The sequence below is a fragment of the Vibrio sp. Y58_MX_L22 genome (assembly GCF_024181865.1).
Lineage (GTDB): Bacteria > Pseudomonadota > Gammaproteobacteria > Enterobacterales > Vibrionaceae > Vibrio > Vibrio alginolyticus.
Genome location: NZ_JAMZAN010000004.1, coordinates 136,872 through 153,531 on the forward strand (window position 1 = coordinate 136,872; position 16,660 = coordinate 153,531).

The following is a 16,660-nucleotide window of genomic DNA, read 5'->3' on the forward strand; positions in this document are numbered from 1 at the left end:
ACAAATCGGCAGCTCTAAGTGGTAGAGACGTCTTAACGTGCGGCGTTACGCTTTGCGGATTTTGGCTGGTAATGATTGACGAGCCGCGGCTCCTACCACCCAATCCAACAATACACCTTTACCTTCTCGGGTAGGATCAATTAAGCCAATGTCGTTAATATTGACGCCATCTTGGCTGCGCGTTTTTACGGGTTGTTGTTTATCGCCGATCCAGTGCGAGCGTTGTCCTAGCTCGGTATGACCAAACCCATGTTCAAATCCGAGTGTGCCAGGGCGAATCCCGCTGACTATCATCGCAAGTGCTTTGGTGCTTGCAGATGGTGTCTCGATAACAAACTCATCACCCGTTTTAATGTCTGCGCGCTCGGCATCGATTGGATGGATGTACACTGGGTTTACGCCTTTAATCGAGTTCAACCTTGGCGATAGATTGGATACCGCACTGTGAATGTTGGATTTAAAGTTCGTCAGGCTGAAAGGCCATTCTGAGCTTGGGAACTGGTCTTCCATTGGTGTGCCATCGGCCAGTTTTTGTGGATGCCATGTTGGGCAACCCGTGTAGAAATCACCGGTCATGGTGTTTCTTGCACTGCCGACACGTTCATTCCATATCGCGACAGGTCGTGTCCATTTGTGCTTCATTTGCTCACCTTGATACGCTTCGGTTGCATTTTCAAAACGTCCACCGCGAGCAAAAATAAACGCCACACGTTTCATCTCATCCGCTGTCAGCGTCTTCTGCATGGCTGGCATTAAACGCTCTAGGCCGGACCACGCAATGTCTTCTGCCGAAACTTCAGGCACCCCGCCTTTCACATAAGCCAAGTTTGCCGCAGCTCGCAAATAGAAATCTTCAGCGCTGTGGAGAGCGTGCCAATTCCCTTGCGCATCTTGAATCGCGTTGTCACCAAAGCCGCCTAGTTGCATTTTCTTGGCGACATCAATCAAAAAGTTTTCTAAGCAAATTGAACGACCATCGGCGGTTTTCTCTGTTCGCGCTTCCACAATCGGCCAGCGAGCGGTGACGGTTTTCACCGGAACGTCGTGCCAAGGCGTTGCCATACCCCAGCTTTCGTAGGTGACCGTGTCCGGCACAATATAATCCGACAATGCGGTGGTTTCGTTAATGAACGCATCAACAGACACAATCAAACCGAGTTGTTTTGGATCTTTAAGCTTGTCTTCCAGCAGCGTTTTCAAACCGGGCACACCATACATCGGGTTCGCCATGTGGTTGATCCACGCTTTAACGCGATATGGATAACCATCAATAGCCGCAGATAGGTGTTCTGTCAGCAGTGGCGCTGCAAACGGATACCAAGGTGCGCGAGTTGGATAAGGGGATTCACCAGCCTCAACGCGACGTTTGTATTCGCTGGTTTTGTGGTATGGGAATTTACTGCGCGATAAAAAGACGCCTTTCGGGCCGACTTTGCCAGCAAATTTGGTGAAGTCGTAACGAGGACCCGCAGCGGAAGTTGGGTAGCCACCCGCTTTCGCCATCGCGCCGCCTTTCATGTTGATGTTACCAATCAACGCATTGAGCATCATGATGGTAAACGAGTTATAGAACCCATTGGTGTGCATGTTGCCACCGTGGGTATCGACCACCGCTTTTGTTCCGTGACTGGTAAAGCGCTTTGCTAGTTCAACAATTTGTTCGACAGGGATTTCACATTGTTGGCTGTAGAACGCAAGGCTGTATTTGAACGCCTCTTCTTTGAGTCTTTGTAGAGACGATTTTACGCGCACTTCGCCCGATGCAAGCGAAACCGTTTTATCGATAAACAGTGCCGCTTCCTCAGCTTGGGTATGAACACCAAATTCGCCTCTTTGCTCATTCACGATGACGTACGGGTCGGAGTCAGACAACGCTTCGCCCTCAAATGGCAGGTTCAGATCAGATGCGCGTAAAAACGTGCCGTTTCTCGGGTGCTGCTCATCGCTGATTACCAAGTGCGTGGCATTACACCAGTGCGCGGTGCCGGCTCGCTTCATCGCGTTTGCCCCCGGCTGCGCCAAGAAGGTTTTGTTGTAGCGTTGGTTTTCGATGATCCACTGGATCATGCCAAGCACGAGGGCAGAATCGGTACCCGGTTTGATTGGTATCCAGCGGTTGTTGTCACCGGCAGCTAAGCTCGATGAACCAGCAGGCAAACTTGGTGTGATGATGGTGTATTCCAAGCTACCTTCTGTTCGCGCATTGGCGAGTTGGCGCGCCTGACGCTTAAAAGGGTTACCCGCTTGAGCTGGTGACATACCGATGAAGATGATGTATTCCGCGTTATCAAAGTCTGGCTTCAAGTGCGCGTTCTTATCTAAATCGTTCATGAATGCGCCGCTGCCAGCACGAAATGCGTAGCCGCAGTAAGAGCCGTGATGCCCAAAGTTACGTGTACCATAGCTATTGAACGCGAAGCGTTTGAATATGTCGTCTCGGCCTTCGTTACCGGCGTTGGTCATTAACAATTGGTTGGCTTTCGGTCCATATTCCGGGCTTTCAGGATCTACGGGCGTTGTTAAATCGCGGATGTCGCGTAAGCCATCAACATGGCCTTCACCAAATAAATCACCACCCTCTACGACTTCTTCTATCAATTGCTCGTAGCTGATCGGAATCCATTTTCCTTCGCCGCGTTTTCCAACTCGTTTCAGTGGCTGAGTAATGCGGTACGGGCTGTTGCGAATTTCTAGCATCCCATTGCCACGTGCGCATGCTGTTGAACGACCGTCAAGGCCCGCTTCTCCTGCCAAACTTAAATAAGCATCTTTGACTGGCGTTTCGAACGGAATGTGTTGCTGATGAGAGAGTGGGTGATATGGGTTGCCAGTAATACGCAAAATCTCGTCGTTACGGTTATCAATGCGTACACGCAATCCGCACAGTGACCAACAACCAAAGCACATCGATGGCGCAACGCGCTGATTTGGATTAGGGATTAGGTTGCCTTTGCTGTTGACCGTGTACTCAGGTTCAAGCGAGTTACCGTGGTGAATATCACGCGTTTTTTCTCCCGCAGTGCCTTCGAGCGCACCCTCGACCATGTGTTTGGTGGTGGTGGCGTAACCCGCAGCGAATGCGCCAAGCCCACCCACTGCAATGCCTGATTTCAAAAACTGACGGCGTTTGTTATCCATGATGAAATCCTCTTTGATTAGCGTTCAGTTAAGGTGAGTGATGAGGCTTTTACTTCGATCTTTTGTTTTGGCTGAACCAGCTCCGAACCGAGCAGTGCCAGTGCAAGCCATAATCCGAGCATGCCGATAATGCCTATCCAGCCATTTCCATCCATAGTGAGTTGGTATGGATACAGCCCTGCATCGAACTTGGCGATGGTTTGCACTTCCATGATGGTAAACCAGCGAATCAGCCATGCACTTGCCAGTGCGGCAGCAGACACAAAACTGAGCCCTATGACGTGACGAAATCTGGCTGATGCGGACTTTTTGGTATCGCGCAAGAAGATGAAAGCGAGCAAAACACAACCTAAAACGACAAAAGTGAGCAGGGCAATGTTGTGCATCCATTGTTCGCTAGAATAGAGCGAAAATGCGGAATTGTTGGATGCCCAAATCGGTAGCAGTATCAGCGTTAATACACCGCTGGTAACCACTGATTTTTTAAGTAAATTAGTATCGCCAGATGTCAGTGTCTTTGACTGACTAGGCAGCAAGAGCCAAATCAACAGAGAAAATCCGACCGCGCTCATAAATGCAGTGACAAACCAAAGAACCGGCGACGCGGGTTGGTGCCATAAAGAGCGCGATTTAACGACTGCAATTTCAGCGCCTGTGTAGACTGCAATGGTGATGCCTGATAGCACCGTGATAACAGATACCATAAGCATGACTCTACGAGAGAGCGCCCAGTCACCCAGTGACAGCTTTGAAATTAGAGGCAGTACTTTCCCTGGCTGATTACGTAAGTTGATCATATCCTCGCGGAGATACAGCCATGCAGTCACTACCGCTAAACCTGAGAAAACAGGCAAGAAAAGCGACCCTAAAGACATCCATGACCACGGAGTGATGTGTGCGTAAAAATGCCATGCTCGTCCCGGTTGGTGTAAATCACCAGTTAACGCTAATGGTCCCACGATGGCGCCTATGGCCAGCGTCAGAACAAGCGCAGCGCGCAGTCTTTGACTGGTGTGTTTTTCAAATAATAGGGCGATTAGGAACAAAACAGCAGCCGCATAAGCCGAACCGATGTAGAAGAAATACTGCACCGCCCACGGGAGCCAAGCTATCGCTTGAGGCTGGACTAACACTTCGGTGATGTTCATGCGCGATCTCCTTGTGGGTCGTAAATAGCAGGTTGTCCGTCGATGTGGCTGGTGAAGCGTTCATCCATGCCGATGTAAAACACGTGAGGCTTGGTGCCTTCATTGGGTTTTAGCACTTTGATATCGTCTTGGTGCTTCGCAATTAAGCGGCGAACTTCACTTGATGGATCATTCAAATCACCAATTACACGTGCTCCGCCAACACAGGTTTCCACGCAGGCAGGCAATAGACCTTTTTCTAGACGGTGAGCACAGAAGGTACATTTATCTGCGGTGAGGGTGTCTTCATTGATAAAGCGAGCATCGTAAGGGCAAGCTTGTACACAATACGCACACGCTACGCAGCGACTGTTATCCACCATGACGATGCCATCTTCGCGCTGAAAGGTTGCTTGAACCGGACACACTGCCACGCAAGGTGGGTTGTCGCAGTGGTTACAAAGGCGCGGTAGCATAAAGGCTTTTGCTTCTCGCGTGGCTGTAGAGCCATCATCTAACGTAACTTCGTATTGCTTTACGGTGGTTCGGAATTGACCGATAGGCACTTGGTTCTCGATGCTGCAACCCACAGTGCAAGCCTGGCATCCGACACATTTACGCAAATCTATCACCATGGCATAACGCTTCCCGACTTGTCCTTTTCGGTCAGCGGACTGGTTATTTCGAATAATGTTTCCCGCAGTTGCCGTGCCAATGCCTGCGACTGGAATTAACGCGGCTCCGGCTGTGACCGCGCTGAGAAAGCGACGTTTGGTGGAATCCATAACTCACCTGCTTTTTTGTTGTATTTGAATTGACTGATTCCATTGTGAGAAATGCACTGCGAGGCTTATATTGTGGATTTCCACATACCCAGATCAAACTTGATCTAAAACAAATGTGGTTTAGGGAAGGTAGCTGTTACTCTTGTCGTACTCTCTTGACGGAACGATTCGACTCATCATGAAAAAAGCACTGTGGCTTCAGCTTTGGATTCTTTGCTTAGTTGCCTTTGCATCTTTGGCTCAGGGCGCAGTTTCTGAACAAGCAGATCTGCAAGGAATGCAAGAGCAAAAGGCAGAGCAGCCAGAGGCCAAGCAGAAAGTTGAAGTGGGCGTGTTAGCGATACGCGGCCACCTCTATGCAGAGCAAAGGTGGCAACCGACCATTGATTGGCTCAATCAGCAAATTTCCGATGTGCATTTTGTTCTTCATCCCCTTAACTTGGATGAAATGGGCGAAGCGGTGAAGTTTCAGACGATGGATTTCATCTTAACCAACCCAGGTCAAGCAGTGCGGTTGGGCAGGCAATACGCGCTGTCGTGGATGGCAACGCTAACCAGCCGAGCGCCGCAAAATTCGAACTACGGCATTGGTTCGGCGCTTGTGGTTCGAGCCAATTCAAGTTATCAAACGGTGCAAGATGTCTCAGGACGTCCCGTTGCGGCGGTATCAGAAAAAGCCTTTGGTGGTTATCTCACGATGCGCTATCAAATAGTCAAAATGGGGCTTAATCCAAACGATTTCTTATCCGATGTCCGCTATCTTGGTTTTCCTATTGATGCCAACCTGTATCAATTACGTGATGGCAATGTGGAAGCCGCTGTCGTCCCTGCTTGTTTATTGGAACAGATGCAAAATGAAGGTCTGTTACAGCAAGGTGATTTTCGAGTCCTAAATCAACAGCTAAATGAACATTCTTCGTGCGCTGTTTCTACGCCGTTATATCCAAACTGGTCATTTGCCAAAACAGAGCGCGGCTCAGCTCAGATTGCCAAACAGATTGCGCAAGTATTGCTAGCGATGCCACCTGAACACCCTGCGGTTATTGCGGCAGGCGCGTCAGGTTGGACGTCCCCCGTCAGCTTGCTGAGCATCGACAAACTTTATCAGGCGTTGGATCTCCATCCGTTGCAACAACCTTGGTGGAGTGAGGCTCTACGCTGGCTGCGTAGTCATCAAGAATGGGCATGGGCGCTGTTCATGTTTGTGATTGTATTGAACGCTTACCACTTTTGGCTTGAGTATCGATTTAGCAAGAGTAAGCAAGCGTTGGAGCAGACATCGTTACGATTAAAAGAGAAAAGTGAACAGTTAGAACATTCACAAAGGGTTGCGATTGTCGGAGAAATCGGGACTAGTCTTGCCCATGAACTCAATCAGCCACTGGCAGCCATTCGCAACTATAGTGAAGGTGGTTTACTTCGCTTGGCCAAAAAGCGCCCTCATGAAGATATTGTCCCTGTGCTTGAGAAAATACAGGGCCAAGTTGAAAGAGCCGATGCAATTATTCAGCGATTAAGAACGTTGATTCGTAAGCGCAGTGTCGACAAAACGTCGTGCGATCTTCAAGTACTCATTGATGACACGATTGAGTTGCTCCATTTTCGAATGCAGAAGCAAAACACTTCGATCGTGACCAGTATAGAAGGGAACATGCGTCCGTTACTTGTCGATGCAGTTGGCGTACAACAGGTTTTAGTTAATGTGATCAGCAACGCGATTGATGCGTGTACTTTGTTCCAAGAGAAATATCACTCATCAGGCTATCAAGGTAAAATTGCCCTGCATTGCGATTACCAAATCAATCAACTCTCTATTCGAGTGTTAGACAATGGTACAGGGTTGCAGCAAGAGAATCCGACTCAAGCGTTTGTGAGTAGCAAAGAAGAAGGGCTTGGGCTAGGGTTAGCCATTTGTCGCGATGTGATGGAAATGCATGGTGGCGAGTTTGTCATCAGCTCGATAGCACCACATGGTTGTTTGGTTGAGCTTGTGTTTCCATATCAAAACTAATCTGAACTAGGCATAGGAGCACTCAATGAGCAGCGGTGAAAAGCAGCTACCTGTTTTTGTAGTCGATGATGATGAATCGGTGCGTGACTCGCTCGCTTTTATGTTGGAAGAGCATGACTTCAACGTGACGACTTTTGCTGATGGGCAATCTTTTCTCGATAAAGTGAACATTCATCAGGCCGGATGCGTGATCCTTGATAGCCGAATGCCCAACCTTCGTGGCCAGCAAGTGCACCAAATTTTAAATAAAGCCAACAGCCCGTTAGCCGTTATTTATCTGACAGGGCATGGTGATGTTCCGATGGCGGTCGATGCATTGCATGCTGGGGCGGTCAATTTCTTCCAAAAACCAGTCAAAGGCGATGAACTGGCACGAGCCATTTTGCAGGGACAGGCGCAGTCTGCCACAAACCTCGATATGGCAGCAGCAAAATCGGCTTATGAATCGCTCACACCTAGAGAAAAAGACATTTTGCGTTTGATCATTGAAGGAAAGCGCAACATTCGTATTGCTGACGAACTTTGCATAGCAATGCGAACGGTTGAAGTACACCGAGCTAATCTATTGAAGAAGTTCTCGGCAAAAACCGTCGCAGAGTTGGCATATATTTATGGCAAGCTAGATTAAAGCTTACCGAGTGAAGCCTCTTAAGGCTATTTAGAGGATACAACTTGAGCTTTATGACGACTCGCGTATTATCTTCTTCGTTCTTATTTTATCTGAATTCTTATGAGTTTGTTGACTAAACGACATCACACGCCACATAAGCGGGCAAAATGGCTACTGGCGATTATTGGCTGGGTGGTGGTTGTGTGTCTGATGCAAAATTCAGGTTTTGCATCGCCATGCTCTATGAAATATGAGACGGAATCGCCCGCGGTTTCACTTACTGATGAGCGTTCGAGCGTCAAGTCGATTGATACTAAAGAAACCAGCAAGTGCGAATTGTCTGAAAAGTTAATTCAGTTTTCTCAACATCAACTCGATGTATTTATTGTTGTTCTGTTTGTCGGTCTTTTTGCTTCGGCAATTTGGTTGTGCAGTGCCTATATTGGTGCGCAACATTGGACGGAACCGATAGGCCGTAAGTATCGAGTCCATCTGACTTTCTGTGTGTTCCGAGAATAAAAGCGTGCTTTCTGACCACTAGCGTCAGTTATTTAGCACCTTTGTCTTTTAACTAGGAATCACTATGAATCAAATTACTAAACTGACTCAGTTTGCGTTCATGTTTTTTATGACGCTTGCTTTGAGTTTGCTCTCTCTGAGTATTTCAGCTCAAACTACTGATACAGGTTGGATAACCAACCCACAACATCCTCCAGTGCAAACGCGCTTTGTGCTCACTGGTCAACAAGATCCGCAAGCCAAAACACTTACAGGTTATTTGGATGTCAAGTTAACCGGAGATTGGAAAACTTACTGGCGTTCACCTGGTGAGGGCGGCGTAGCACCATCTATTGATTGGCAAAATTCACAAAATTTATCCAAAGTGGATTGGCAATGGCCGCACCCACAAAAATTCGAACTATTAGGTATCGAGACTCTTGGGTATAAAGGCGATACTTTGTTCCCCATGACGCTGCACGTCGAAGACATGTCCAGACCTGTCACGATTGATGCGGTACTGACACTTTCTTCTTGTACGACGATTTGTGTGCTGACCGACTATCAAATTCAATTGACGTTCTTGCCTTCTGATCTAACAGTCGATGAAGGCGTGATGTTCAGTTACGCTCAAGCAGTGAGTAACGTGCCGCAGCCATCGCCGTTTATTGATGTTACTCAGGCGAGTTGGGATGCGAACCAATCGAAACTACAAATCAAGCTACAGAACAGTCAGGGTTGGCAACAACCACAAGTGCTGGTGGATGGTGTCGATGAAGCAACGCGAGACTATAGCTTCAAGCTTGAAGGAATGCATCAAGAAGGAAACATCGTCACCGCGAGCTATATCGTTGATACTTGGCTGGGCGATGTGGCGTTAGATGAACAGTCGCTGTTTGTGACCATCAAAGACACCAATTTACTAGCAGAAGAAACCACTCAAGCAACTGCTGAGGCAATAGTTGAACCGCTGCCGAGCACGTCTCTAACGAGTGTTTTTCTATTCGCGTTGCTCGGCGGTTTAATTCTTAACATTATGCCTTGCGTTCTTCCGGTTTTGGGGATGAAGCTAAGTAGTATTGTTGCCGCTCAAGGTATCGAGCGTCGTCAAATTCGCGCTCAGTTTGTTGCCTCGTCACTTGGTATATTAACGTCGTTCTGGATTCTCGCTGGTTTTATTTTGGTGCTCAAGCTAACAGGTAATGCCATTGGTTGGGGCGTGCAATTTCAAAGCCCCTGGTTCTTAGGTTTGATGGTGTTGGTCACCACTTTGTTTGGGGCCAATATGCTAGGGCTGTTTGAAATCCGTCTATCATCGGGTACCAATACATGGCTGGCCTCGAAAGGTGATAACTCCCTAGTTGGTCACTATGTTCAAGGTATGTTTGCTACATTGCTTGCGACGCCTTGCTCCGCGCCTTTTCTAGGAACGGCCGTGGCATTTGCCTTGGGTGCCGACGTATTAACGTTATTTGCAACTTTTACAGCATTAGCATTGGGTATGGCACTGCCTTGGCTCTTAGTCGCTGTGTTTCCAAATATCGCGCTGAAACTACCAAAGCCTGGCTCGTGGATGAATGTCGTTAAAATAGTGTTTGGCATAATGATGTTGGCAACCAGCGTTTGGCTACTTTCATTAATGGCAAATCATGTACCGATGCTATGGATTGCACTTATCGCTGTGGCTGCTTTTGTTGTAATGATGGCAAGAGTTAAGAAAGTGTATGGTGAGAAAGCGCTTGCTGTATCCGGAACTGCGTCATTAGTGTTGATAGCTGGTGGCCTGTTACTTGGTAGTGTCACTGCCGACCAATGGGCGACACCGCTTCCTGAGGACTTAGCGTGGCAGAAGCTTTCTAACTCGGCGATTGAAGATCACGTCAATAATGGGCGAGTGGTGTTTGTGGATGTCACTGCGGATTGGTGTGTCACGTGTAAAGCGAACAAGATCGGTGTGATCTGGCAAGATCCTGTCTACTCATTGCTGCGAAGCCCTAATGTGGCGACGTTAAAAGGGGATTGGACACATCCGGACAGCTCGGTAACTGACTTTTTACGAGCTCATGGGCGTTACGGTGTGCCGTTTAACATCGTCTATGGCCCGGCGGCGCCACAAGGTATCCCGTTACCTGTTATTCTGACTGATGATGTTGTTTTAAGCGCGGTGAAACAAGCGAGTGGGGGAACCATTCAATGAGTTCGACAAAGCAGCGTAGAACATTCCGATATTGGCTCGTTCAAATCGTACAGATGGTGCTCATTGTCACCGTCATTTCCATCACGATGGATTGGTATCGCACTAAAGATATTCCTAAACAGGAGTTACCACCATTGAGCTCCGTATTGAGCGCTGGTGAACACTTCGATGCCATCGCGCAAAGTTATGAACAACCTGTCGTTGTTTATTTTTGGGCGACTTGGTGTCCCGCTTGTAAATTTGTAAGCCCAAGCGTGAGCTGGCTGAGTGATGACTACACCGTAGTTGGCGTTTCTGGATCGTCGGGACCGAATGAGCGTGTGGCGCAGTTTATGAGGGCAAAAGAATATCGTTTCGAAAACATAAACGATCCTTCAAGCGATATTATGCGCGAATGGAAAATTAGCGTGACCCCAACCATTTATGTTTTAAGAAATGGTGAAATTTCCTCTGTCACAACTGGCGTTACCACTCCGATAGGAATACTAGCGAGAATTTGGTTAGCTCGATAACGTAATAAAAATCCGATATTCAAAATATTGAGTATCGGATTTTTTCTTTTTATTTTCTTGCTCTAACGGGAATAATAATGTGTGCGTATGGCATACCATTCCACATCACGTATGGGCCATCATAACTTGAACCGATGGGTAGATAGTCGAGCAACACTTGGTCTAGGGTAATAATCATCATGTGTGGTCCTTCCACAATCCATTGGTTATCGTCCGTTATTCCTTCTGAAAATGGGTCGGTGTTATTGGCGCCGCCATCACCCGCTAACATGCCAAAAAGTACAATTAACTGAAATGAAATTAGTTAAATAGTCAGATTAATGAATTAAAGCTCAATTTAATAAAAATTAAAGTTTGATAAATTTAATTATAGAGTGCCTTTAAAAAGGAAGTGTTATTTAAATTTAAAATAGTAATTGATAGTTTTACTATGTTAATTTAAGTGTTCATTTATAAACATTTTTTCGTCTATTAATACGCATGGTTTAAAACATCTTGGCTGTCCTGCTTTGAAGCGTGACCAAAAGGTGATAAATAGGTGTTTTTAGTGATATGAGCTGAGTTTATTTGTAATCTATATTTTCAACACCTAATTCCCCTCGTATGGCTAATCGTATAAAACAACATTTTATCTTTATTGTTGTCACGCTAAAGCGTACTTTCTTAATTATATGATTAGTTATAAAGGTAACGAGAATGGGATTAAAAATCCGTGGCTCTGTTGGTATAAATGGCACTAATTCGAAAAATGATGTTAAAGCAGTTCAACAATTTTTAAATGATAACCAAAAGAGAATAGGTTTTACCCGACTGTTGGTTGTTGATGGCTCGTTAGGGCGGAGTCCTCATTTGTCGAAAACAGTAGAGGCAATAAAAGTGTGTCAGCGTAAGCTACTTTATATGGTAAAGCCAGATGGTCGGATCGATGTAAATGGTAGAACTCATCGTAAGCTCAATGGATTACCATCCTATAGTTCAGTGAAAAATGATCCTCATGATGCTCAAAAACTAGTAACCAAAGTGCCTTGGATGAAAACAGCGTTGGGAGAAATTGGACAAAAAGAAGTTTCAGGCACTAAGGCCAATCCAAGGATTTTAGAGTATTTTACAGCATCTAAGTTTTGGGGCACTGATGACTCTGGAGGTCAAAATTCTTGGTGTGGTTCGTTTGCCGCTTGGGTTTTTAAACAACACGGAATCACTCCAGTAAAAGAAGCTTATCGAGCAAAGGAGTGGAAGGGTTTTGGTAAAAACATCTCAGAACCTATACATGGAGCTCTAGGGATTAAATCGAGAAAAGGTGGTGGGCATGTTGCTTTTGTCGTGGGAAAGAGCCCTGATGGTAGGCATTTGTACATGTTAGGAGGAAACCAAAGCAACCAAGTCAATATAGCAAAGTACTCTATTGATGTCTGGGACAAGTTCGTAGTACCGAGTAACTACGATGAAACAAAAGGTACTTTACCTGTATATACAAAAGGCTCTGCCTTAGCAGGAACGGAAAGTTAAACATGAAGAAATTTATAAGTTTGCTAGGCTGTGTGAGCTTATCAGCTTGTGCTTCACAGGGAGTGTACTCTCAGAATGAGGTACTCAAAGATGCGATATTTCAAACGCCCTATTCTGCAGTGGTGAAAATTACAGGTTTTGAAAAGTTTGCTGAACACGAGGAAGATGTTCTCTTTAAAGTTCAAGCAGAAGTGATTCAGAAACTTCGTGGAGACGTTGGGTCTGAGATTACTTTCAGTATGTATGGCGAGCTAGGAGATGAGCCCAATATACACAATGATCCTGTCATTCTCACACTATGTCGTGATAAAGATACATATTATTGGCCTGGAACGGGGGCTGAGTTTGGGGCTAATCAAGAGAACATATTAAACGCTCAAGAAACAGCTGCTCACTTGGATACAGAACAGCGCCATTTTGCACATTGTTCAGAATGAAAAGGGTGGCGGTTGAAACGAGCGGTTACAGAGCATGTTAGTCGCCATCGTAGACAGCGTCTTTGCTGAATGATTCGTCGAGATTTTTTAGTCTTTGATTGTCAGAGGCGACTGACAAAACCATACCAACTGTGACAACCATACCGCTATTAAAGCAGGATATTATTCCTTCAACTTTGTGTTTTAGGAGTAGTCATTAGACTACCCAATAATTGTTGGAATAAATAATGACGAAACGTTGGCTTGTCTCCGCTGTGAGCATTGCGCTGCTCGGCGGTGGTACGTATTTCTATCTCCAATCTGCCGCTCAACCAGAATTGCTGCCTACATTGATTGTGGAAAAAGGCACGATTGAAAAACAAGCGGTGGCTGTTGGTAAAATTGTCCCTGCACACTCCGTGTCTATCAAGTCACAAATCGACGGTATCGTCGGTGAAATTTATGCGAAAGTTGGTGAAAAGGTGAAGCAAGGCCAGCCGCTGATCAAAGTGCGTCCAAACCCAACCCCCCAAGCATTAACGGATGCATCGGCAGAACTCATGCGTAGTGAAGCCGATCTGGAATCCGCCAAACAAAAACTGTCCAACTTAGAAAGCTTGGTCAAGCAGGACATTATTCCAAGTAACTACGACGAATACGTAAGTGCGCGCTCGGCAGTCAAATCTGCGCAAGCGGACGTATTGCAAAAGCGCCAGAATCTCGAACTCATCCGCAGTGGTGAGGCGTCTATCGGTGATGCGCGTTTAACGTCGACGATCTACGCGCCAATTGATGGCACGGTACTCAACCAGAAAGTTGAGGTCGGAGAGCCGATCATCTCGACTCAATCAAGCCAAGCCGCGACTGAAATGATGTCATTGGCCGACATGAACAGTCTGATTTTTAAAGGTAGCGTCAGTGAGCATGATGCTGCGCAGTTGTCTCCGGGAATGCCCGTTATGTTGACGGTTGCGCCTTATCCTGATGTGGCGATTTCTGGTGTGCTAACCAAAGTGGCGATTCAATCTGAGAACCTTAACTCACCAGAAGGCAACGCTTCGGCTAAAAGTTTTGATAACGGTTTTGAGGTTGAAGTGGGAGAACTCAAGATCCCACAAGATGTGTTGCTTCGTTCTGGTTTTTCATCGACGGCTCAAATCATTCTGAAGACTTCTGAAAACGTGCTCACGCTACCGGAGCGCGCTCTGCAATTTGATGGTGACGCACCGAATGTTCTGATCTCCGATAGCTCAGAACAAGGGTTTCATAAACAACCTGTGAAACTCGGTCTGTCAGATGGCATCAATGTCGAAGTGCTTGACGGCGTGGAGCTTGATGAAGAGGTTATCGACAACAGTATGATGGGAGCGGCGCATGGTTAAGCTGCAACGATCAACAATCGCCTTTGCATTGTTGGCTGCCACGCTCAGTTTGCCGACCTACGCAATTTCTATTGAACAAGCTTGGCAACAAGCAAAGCAGAACGATCCAAATTACGAAAAAGCGAAAATCGGCGTCCAGCTTGGCGAGGTTGGCGTACAGAGTAGCCGCAGTGCGTTATTGCCGGGTTTAAGCGCCAGTGCGTCAGCGGATTGGAATGAGTCCTCAAGCCATTCCAACAGTTACGGTGCTACCTTATCTCAAACTATTTGGGATAGCAGTTTGTGGTCGGAACTGGATCAAGCGAATGCCAATTATCTCAAAGCACAGTTAGAGCTATCTCAATCACATAACGAGCTTGCGCAGAAGTTGCTCACCGCTTACCTAGATGTGGCAAGCGCACAGGGCGACCTCAAATTGGCGCAGTCCAAGCTGGAGGAGGGGAAAGAACTTCTCAACATCATCGAGAAACGCTATCGAGCAGGCAAAGTGAAGTCGGTTGATGTTGAAGAGATGCGAGCGAATCAAGTTTCTGAGCAAGCAAGTATCCTCAATGCAAAAGCCGATCTCGAAGTGAAAAAAGCAGAGCTTGCGGCGTTAATCAATCAAATGCCGGAGAGTGTCGACCAAATTCGAACGGATTCTTTGATTCAGCCGCCGATGCTGGTGGACTCTCAGGAGCAATGGCTAAAGCTGGCTAAAGACAGCAGTCCAGAGCTGTTGGTGGCGGCGCAGATGGTGAAAGCGAGCGAGTTCGCGAAAGATTCAGCTAAAGGTGGATACTACCCAACCGTCAAAGGCAGTGTGGGCTACAGCGATGGTGACAATCGTTCAAACGGCGAGTTTAACGCTGGGATTAGTTTGAGTTTGCCGATTGACCTCAATGGTGCAGTGCGAGCGAAAGTGGACGAAGCATCGTTGAACATTTTAAGCGCCAAGCAAGATATGCGTAGAGTGGAAATTGATATTCAGAAACGAGTTATTCAGCAGTTTACGCAGGTCGATATCAACTGGAATCAAGTTTTGATAGCGAACGAGCTAGTTGAGTCGCGCGCCAGAGTGTTGCAAAGCAAAGAGAAACTTTACGACGCTGGCCTGCTTGAAGTGTCGGAAGTTATCAGTGCACACAACAGCTTGTTTGAGGCGAAAAACAGTCTGCAAACCAACTTGTACAGCTATTGGCGTAAGAGAATCGGCTTACTGCAAACCGCAGGGAAACTCGATGACGATACCATGGCGTTGATCTCTCGGGCTTTTCATTCATGAGCAGCCTGTTGCAGCAAACTTGGCAAACGTTGATGGCGCACCGCATGAAGAGCGTGCTAGCCATTATCGCGATTGCTTGGGGCGTGATCTCTGTGGTGGTGTTAATCGCACTTGGCGAAGGCTTTTATCGCCATCAGACCCAGTCGTTTTCATTTATGATCAACAATGTGCAAGTGGTGTTTCCATCGAGCACCAGTAAACCGTGGCAAGGATTACCTTCAAGGCGACAAATTGATATTCCACAAGAAAAAGTCGACATGATCAAACAGTCGGGCTTCGTGCAACTGGCGTCGAGCGTTTACGCCAAATGGGATGCGAATATCACCAATCTCAAAGGACAGAATTTATCGAGTACGGTCAGCGGTATTGATACGTCTTACTTTCCTTTAATGCAACGCAAGCTGCAATCCGGTTCGAGAAACCTGTCACCAAGTGATATGGACAACCACACTCGCGTGGCGGTGTTAGGCGATCAAATTGCGCAAATGGGTGGAATCCAAATCGGGGATAGGCTCAAAGTCAACGGCATTCCGTTTTTGGTGATTGGGATAACCGTTGGTGAGGACACTGGCATTTCATTCGGCGATAGCCGCACGGTTTTCATTCCTCAAACAACGTACCGCGATTTGTGGGATGCGAAACCTTGGATGGTATTGATGAAGCCGAGAGAAGGGATGGATGCATCGTCGTTTCGACAAAATATCGTGAACTTTTTCGCCAAGCAGCTTCATTTTGACCCAAGTGATAAAGATGCGGTCGAATTACCCGATTTTAGTGAAGGAGCGGCGGTCATCAGTGGAATTTTGCGTGGCATTCAGATTTTTCTTGGAGCGAGCGGCGCGATGACCATGGCGGTCGGTGCGCTTGGTGTTGCCAACATCATGTTTTTATCTGTCACGGAGCGCACGCGTGAAATCGGTGTGCGTTTGGCGATCGGGGCGACTCAAAAATCCATACTCAGTCAGTTTATTCTTGAAGGGCTTATATTGGTAGCCGTGGGCACGGCATTAGGTCTGATGTTTTCGTATGCAGTGGTATCTGTCCTAAGCAGCATGGCATTACCGGAATGGATTGGTTTACCTGTGATCACGCCAGATTCCATTGCTTGGTCTTTACTTGTGACGCTTATCTTGGCATTGATGGCATCGTATTTCCCAGCAAGGCGAGCATCGCGTCTCACGCCAGTCATTGCTTTGAGTGCGAGGGCCTAG

At 46.9% G+C, this 16,660-nt stretch carries 14 protein-coding genes; 10 read left to right on the top strand and 4 right to left on the bottom strand.

Features of this window, described 5'->3' with window-relative positions; all coding sequences use genetic code 11:
• Positions 1–45: 45 nt before the first annotated feature.
• Genes NL626_RS11160 through dsrO form a run of 3 tightly spaced genes read right to left on the bottom strand, consistent with a single transcriptional unit; the run spans position 46 to position 5,050 of the window.
• Complete coding sequence (locus NL626_RS11160) at positions 46–3,138, bottom strand: tetrathionate reductase subunit A (RefSeq protein ID WP_213968759.1); 3,093 nt, start codon at positions 3,136–3,138, stop codon at positions 46–48.
• 17 nt (positions 3,139–3,155) lie between these two features.
• Positions 3,156–4,286 (bottom strand): NrfD/PsrC family molybdoenzyme membrane anchor subunit, encoded by a 1,131-nt coding sequence (gene nrfD / locus NL626_RS11165; protein WP_253657351.1) that lies wholly within the window; start codon positions 4,284–4,286, stop codon positions 3,156–3,158.
• Complete coding sequence (dsrO, locus tag NL626_RS11170) at positions 4,283–5,050, bottom strand: sulfate reduction electron transfer complex DsrMKJOP subunit DsrO (protein WP_176311085.1); 768 nt, start codon at positions 5,048–5,050, stop codon at positions 4,283–4,285. The genes nrfD and dsrO overlap by 4 nt, the downstream gene beginning before the upstream one ends.
• A gap of 178 nt (positions 5,051–5,228) precedes the next feature.
• Between dsrO and NL626_RS11175 the strand changes: the two genes are divergently transcribed.
• The 5 genes from NL626_RS11175 to NL626_RS11195 all read left to right on the top strand — a co-directional run bounded on the left by NL626_RS11175 (position 5,229) and on the right by NL626_RS11195 (position 10,878).
• Positions 5,229–7,061 (top strand): sensor histidine kinase, encoded by a 1,833-nt coding sequence (locus tag NL626_RS11175; protein ID WP_253657352.1) that lies wholly within the window; start codon positions 5,229–5,231, stop codon positions 7,059–7,061.
• Positions 7,062–7,086: 25 nt separating this feature from the next.
• Complete coding sequence (locus NL626_RS11180) at positions 7,087–7,689, top strand: response regulator transcription factor (protein ID WP_186584814.1); 603 nt, start codon at positions 7,087–7,089, stop codon at positions 7,687–7,689.
• 102 nt (positions 7,690–7,791) lie between these two features.
• Positions 7,792–8,190: a hypothetical protein gene (locus NL626_RS11185; protein WP_253657353.1), complete on the top strand. Its 399-nt coding sequence runs from the start codon at positions 7,792–7,794 to the stop codon at positions 8,188–8,190.
• A gap of 64 nt (positions 8,191–8,254) precedes the next feature.
• Positions 8,255–10,366 carry a protein-disulfide reductase DsbD gene (locus NL626_RS11190; RefSeq protein WP_253657354.1) on the top strand — a complete coding sequence of 704 codons (2,112 nt, stop codon included), beginning with the start codon at positions 8,255–8,257 and terminating at the stop codon, positions 10,364–10,366.
• Positions 10,363–10,878, top strand: coding sequence for a protein disulfide oxidoreductase (locus tag NL626_RS11195; protein ID WP_213968757.1), 516 nt, complete (start codon positions 10,363–10,365; stop codon positions 10,876–10,878). The genes NL626_RS11190 and NL626_RS11195 overlap by 4 nt, the downstream gene beginning before the upstream one ends.
• Before the next feature lie 49 nt (positions 10,879–10,927).
• On the opposite strand, the gene NL626_RS22945 is transcribed toward NL626_RS11195, so the two are convergent.
• Positions 10,928–11,059 carry a hypothetical protein gene (locus tag NL626_RS22945; protein WP_258480658.1) on the bottom strand — a complete coding sequence of 44 codons (132 nt, stop codon included), beginning with the start codon at positions 11,057–11,059 and terminating at the stop codon, positions 10,928–10,930.
• A gap of 515 nt (positions 11,060–11,574) precedes the next feature.
• Between NL626_RS22945 and NL626_RS11200 the strand changes: the two genes are divergently transcribed.
• The 5 genes from NL626_RS11200 (at position 11,575) to NL626_RS11220 (ending at position 16,660) form a co-directional block, all read left to right on the top strand.
• The gene (locus tag NL626_RS11200; protein WP_253657355.1) at positions 11,575–12,387 is read left to right on the top strand and encodes a TIGR02594 family protein; all 813 of its coding nucleotides are present in this window, start codon (positions 11,575–11,577) and stop codon (positions 12,385–12,387) included.
• A 2-nt stretch (positions 12,388–12,389) separates the two neighbouring features.
• Entirely contained in the window at positions 12,390–12,824 is a 435-nt protein-coding gene (locus NL626_RS11205) for a hypothetical protein (protein ID WP_017633884.1), read from the top strand.
• A 227-nt stretch (positions 12,825–13,051) separates the two neighbouring features.
• Positions 13,052–14,185, top strand: coding sequence for an efflux RND transporter periplasmic adaptor subunit (locus NL626_RS11210; protein ID WP_253657356.1), 1,134 nt, complete (start codon positions 13,052–13,054; stop codon positions 14,183–14,185).
• Positions 14,178–15,449: a TolC family protein gene (locus NL626_RS11215; protein WP_017448389.1), complete on the top strand. Its 1,272-nt coding sequence runs from the start codon at positions 14,178–14,180 to the stop codon at positions 15,447–15,449. The genes NL626_RS11210 and NL626_RS11215 overlap by 8 nt, the downstream gene beginning before the upstream one ends.
• On the top strand, positions 15,446–16,660 hold the full coding sequence (locus NL626_RS11220) for an ABC transporter permease (protein ID WP_149192479.1): 1,215 nt from the start codon (positions 15,446–15,448) through the stop codon (positions 16,658–16,660). The genes NL626_RS11215 and NL626_RS11220 overlap by 4 nt, the downstream gene beginning before the upstream one ends.

What these genes read in the sequence shown, in the direction of transcription:
- NL626_RS11160 (WP_213968759.1), bottom strand. Translation starts at nt 3,138, where the DNA reads ATGGATAACAAACGCCGTCAGTTTTTGAAATCAGGCATTGCAGTGGGT.
- nrfD (WP_253657351.1), bottom strand. Translation starts at nt 4,286, where the DNA reads ATGAACATCACCGAAGTGTTAGTCCAGCCTCAAGCGATAGCTTGGCTC.
- dsrO (WP_176311085.1), bottom strand. Translation starts at nt 5,050, where the DNA reads ATGGATTCCACCAAACGTCGCTTTCTCAGCGCGGTCACAGCCGGAGCC.
- NL626_RS11175 (WP_253657352.1), top strand. Translation starts at nt 5,229, where the DNA reads ATGAAAAAAGCACTGTGGCTTCAGCTTTGGATTCTTTGCTTAGTTGCC.
- NL626_RS11180 (WP_186584814.1), top strand. Translation starts at nt 7,087, where the DNA reads ATGAGCAGCGGTGAAAAGCAGCTACCTGTTTTTGTAGTCGATGATGAT.
- NL626_RS11185 (WP_253657353.1), top strand. Translation starts at nt 7,792, where the DNA reads ATGAGTTTGTTGACTAAACGACATCACACGCCACATAAGCGGGCAAAA.
- NL626_RS11190 (WP_253657354.1), top strand. Translation starts at nt 8,255, where the DNA reads ATGAATCAAATTACTAAACTGACTCAGTTTGCGTTCATGTTTTTTATG.
- NL626_RS11195 (WP_213968757.1), top strand. Translation starts at nt 10,363, where the DNA reads ATGAGTTCGACAAAGCAGCGTAGAACATTCCGATATTGGCTCGTTCAA.
- NL626_RS22945 (WP_258480658.1), bottom strand. Translation starts at nt 11,059, where the DNA reads ATGATGATTATTACCCTAGACCAAGTGTTGCTCGACTATCTACCCATC.
- NL626_RS11200 (WP_253657355.1), top strand. Translation starts at nt 11,575, where the DNA reads ATGGGATTAAAAATCCGTGGCTCTGTTGGTATAAATGGCACTAATTCG.
- NL626_RS11205 (WP_017633884.1), top strand. Translation starts at nt 12,390, where the DNA reads ATGAAGAAATTTATAAGTTTGCTAGGCTGTGTGAGCTTATCAGCTTGT.
- NL626_RS11210 (WP_253657356.1), top strand. Translation starts at nt 13,052, where the DNA reads ATGACGAAACGTTGGCTTGTCTCCGCTGTGAGCATTGCGCTGCTCGGC.
- NL626_RS11215 (WP_017448389.1), top strand. Translation starts at nt 14,178, where the DNA reads ATGGTTAAGCTGCAACGATCAACAATCGCCTTTGCATTGTTGGCTGCC.
- NL626_RS11220 (WP_149192479.1), top strand. Translation starts at nt 15,446, where the DNA reads ATGAGCAGCCTGTTGCAGCAAACTTGGCAAACGTTGATGGCGCACCGC.